General features: G+C 43.9%; 4 protein-coding genes. All 4 read right to left on the reverse strand.

What is annotated here, in order from left to right:
• A partial coding sequence (locus tag DSM107010_RS37410) for an IS701 family transposase (protein ID WP_127025381.1) occupies window positions 1-1082 on the reverse strand: 1082 nt, incomplete at its 3' end.
• A gap of 508 nt (window positions 1083-1590) precedes the next feature.
• Entirely contained in the window at window positions 1591-1953 is a 363-nt protein-coding gene (locus DSM107010_RS37415) for a DUF5615 family PIN-like protein (RefSeq protein WP_106166083.1), read from the reverse strand.
• Window positions 1943-2284, reverse strand: a complete 342-nt coding sequence (locus DSM107010_RS37420; protein ID WP_106166084.1) for a DUF433 domain-containing protein — start codon at window positions 2282-2284, stop codon at window positions 1943-1945. The genes DSM107010_RS37415 and DSM107010_RS37420 overlap by 11 nt, the downstream gene beginning before the upstream one ends.
• 160 nt (window positions 2285-2444) lie before the next feature.
• On the reverse strand, window positions 2445-2963 hold the full coding sequence (locus DSM107010_RS37425; RefSeq protein ID WP_106166085.1) for a DUF6398 domain-containing protein: 519 nt from the start codon (window positions 2961-2963) through the stop codon (window positions 2445-2447).
• Between the last annotated feature and the right edge of the window lie 198 nt (window positions 2964-3161).

Below are 3161 nucleotides of genomic sequence, written 5' to 3' on the forward strand. Positions count from 1 at the left end.
CCATGCCAGGAGCGAACTTCATATTCCCCTAAACCTAACTGATCTTTGGCAAACTTAAAGCATTCTTCAATTCGCCATCGTTGTCCAGCTATTTGAGCCATCGCTTCTAAAGTCGTATTGCTGTTGGCGAATACCTGGTAGTAGCTGATGAAGCGAGGGTCATCAGGATGCTCCAAACAGCGACGAAACAGCAGCCAACGCTGAAAGCCGTCTGATTTGTCACAATTAACTGGCACTCTCGCCCAGTCATAGTATCTTTCTCCCTTACTGCCAGCGCCACAACTAAGGCGCTGCCACTGCTGGGAGTCTGATTGTGGCAGTAAGTCTTCGGCTCGATAACGTTGCCAACCAATTACTACAGGTTGCTTCTTGTTCACCGTCAGTACATAGGGCTGTTTGGCAGTCTTTTCCAGCCACCACCAGAACGAACCATCATTCCCATAAACTTCATCAGCTACAAACCAGGCAGGGCGAATTCCCTCAGCAATCGCTGACTCCAACATCTGAATAGCTAGTTGAGGTTTAGTCGCAAACAGAATCTCTTCTGGAACCGCCCCCTTCTTACGTTTGTTTTGATCTTCTGTCCATGAACGCGGTAGATACAAGCGGCGATCTATTAACGTCTGTCCTTTGTCACTGATATAGGACATGAACACACCCACCTGGCAATTCTCCAAATGCCCAGTTGTACCGTAATACTGCACTTGTACGCCTACTGATTGCTCTCCTTGCTTGAGAAAGCCTGTTTCATCAATGGCTAAAATATCCGTCTCGCTCTTCAAATGCTCCACTGCATATTGCCGAATCGCTGCACACACTGTATCCGCATTCCACTGTGCTCGTCCTAGTAGATGTTGGAAGCGATAGGGATTGACATCCCCTACTTGTTCTGCTATCTGCCAGCCGTTCTTACGCTCAACTGGACTCAATAGTGCTTGGATATAATCAAAGGCTGCTCTACGTGCTTCCGAACGGGCAAAGTGCTTTCCCAGTTTTTGCTGAAATGTCTTTAGTGTGTTGTCCCATTGAGACAGCGCTTCTAACGCAACACCTGTGAGAAACACGTTGGATGGGTCGAGCATCGCTACTATCTATTTACTTCTAAATACAGTTTAGCTTATCTACAACTGTAATACTAAGAAGCCAGCTCGTAACGCCTCTATCAATTGTTCCCTGTCAACAAATAAACTTGTATCAATTTCCGCACTAATATTAATCTGATTAATTGGAGCAGATTTTTCTGAATTACGGAGATTCAGGATAAATTTAGTTAGGTTGCTTTTAGAATTAGTAGATTCTATTATAGCCACAGTTAATTTTTATAATATTTGGCTTTAAATAAACATAATTTTATCTCAACTAAGCCTTTTTTTATTCTAATTTTGCAAAAATTTTTCCAATAAAGCGACTTTAGCTTGTTCTACTTTCAAAGCATTAGAGAAAAATTCACTCCCTAAATTTGACTGTTTTCAAGTATTTGCACTAACACGGGAGAAAGATTCTTTGTGAACCCCAGAACGGGGAGTAAGCCATGCTCGTTTGACTCGTTTTTGAATTCGCCAATAGAGTTTTTTGCTACATCCGCCCCAATTAACTCAGAGGGATATGAACAATTCGGTCTTGATATTCATTTTCATTTCCTGCCAAAGCAATTAGAATTAAGTCATCAAGGACTTGCCCGATTTCTGCTCTGGGACGCAGGACAAAAATTCCTGGGATATAGTGTCCTTGGGCTAGATGCTCTGCCAAATGTACGGGCATGGAACTGCGGTTATTTGTGACTAAGATAAAGTTATTTATCTCACACCACAATAGAATTTCTGGGTCTAATGTGCCTGTAGGGGGAACTCCAGGCTCTCCAATCATCCAAACGATTAGATCGCTTTGGCGGCGGAGAAGCTGCACTTTATACAGAGGAGGCAAGTTTTCATCCAGTAAGTAATTAATGCTCATTTAAAACCTGTGTGGCTGCTCCTCGCTCTGCTTTTAACTGGCGAAGTCTGACTACAAAGGCAGGCGGATTTTCATCCTGCTCTCGCTCTGATTTCAGGCAATACTCTAACCAATCAGCAATGTACTTGCTAATAGTTTCTTTGTTATGCAGGTAATAGAGAATTGTGGCGTAGACTTGTTCTAATGTAATGGAAGGATAAGTTTGGGCGATTTCTTCTGGAGTCCGAGCGCGGTAAATGTACTCATATAGAATGGTTTCAATCCCGATACGGGAGCCAGCCAACCGAATGTCATTGGGTGCGAGAAAGTTGAAGTAATCTTCTAGTTGCATCGGTTAATACTCCTTTTTGAATAATGGTAGAGTTGTCGATTATCCAGTCATCAATTCTGACAACATGGCTCTGAAGACTTCATCTATGACTGATATTTTTTTCTAGGCGGTGATTTGGCGCTTGCAACCGTGTAGGGTATTGGCAATTAGTTTCTGTTCCTTACTTTTGTTCATCTTCTGGCAGATAAGGAATTAAACCTTGGCGGAATGCCTCTTGTTGGAATTCACGCGGGGCATTACGGACATCCACAATCAAGCCATTGATTGAGACCATCCAGGCTAGGGGATTTTTGTCTATGTTACTTGGGACACACCACTTTGGGTCCATTTGGTACATATCCATCGCGTCTCGCACCTGCTTGGACTTGGCTGAGCCTGTACTCTGGCTCACCCCAAACTGCTGGTAAATTTCACTCGCACTCATGTGGGGTGTTTGGCTTGGGTCAAACAGAAAATTCACCATGCCTAGTGCGTGGACGATACCGCAAGCCCAAGTGTTAACCTTGCCTTTCGCTAAGGGTGAAGGACGTTTCCGACTCAACGCCGCCGCCAGTTTTCGGCACAGTTGGGCATATTCTTCGTTGAGATGCTTTTGGCAAAAGGTATCGGTGAGGCTGACGATTTCCTCAAATTTAGCTTGCATTTGCTTCGGAACTCGTTCGACACTCTGTTGGCTCATGCAATTCTCCTAGTAGTTGCTACTCCTGTAAACTACTTTAGTTTTTGTGCAGCCGCTTGTAGTAGGTAAAGCGGCTAATTCCCAAAGATTCGCAGCTCTGGGTAATTGGGGCAATAGTGGCATTGAGCCGAGATACGACCAAAAACCTGCAAGATGACTCCAAAAGGCTTGATTTCTCGTTATCAAACATGGCTTTTT

It is taken from the genome of Chroococcidiopsis cubana SAG 39.79 (genome assembly GCF_003991895.1).
GTDB classification, from domain to species: domain Bacteria; phylum Cyanobacteriota; class Cyanobacteriia; order Cyanobacteriales; family Chroococcidiopsidaceae; genus Chroococcidiopsis; species Chroococcidiopsis thermalis.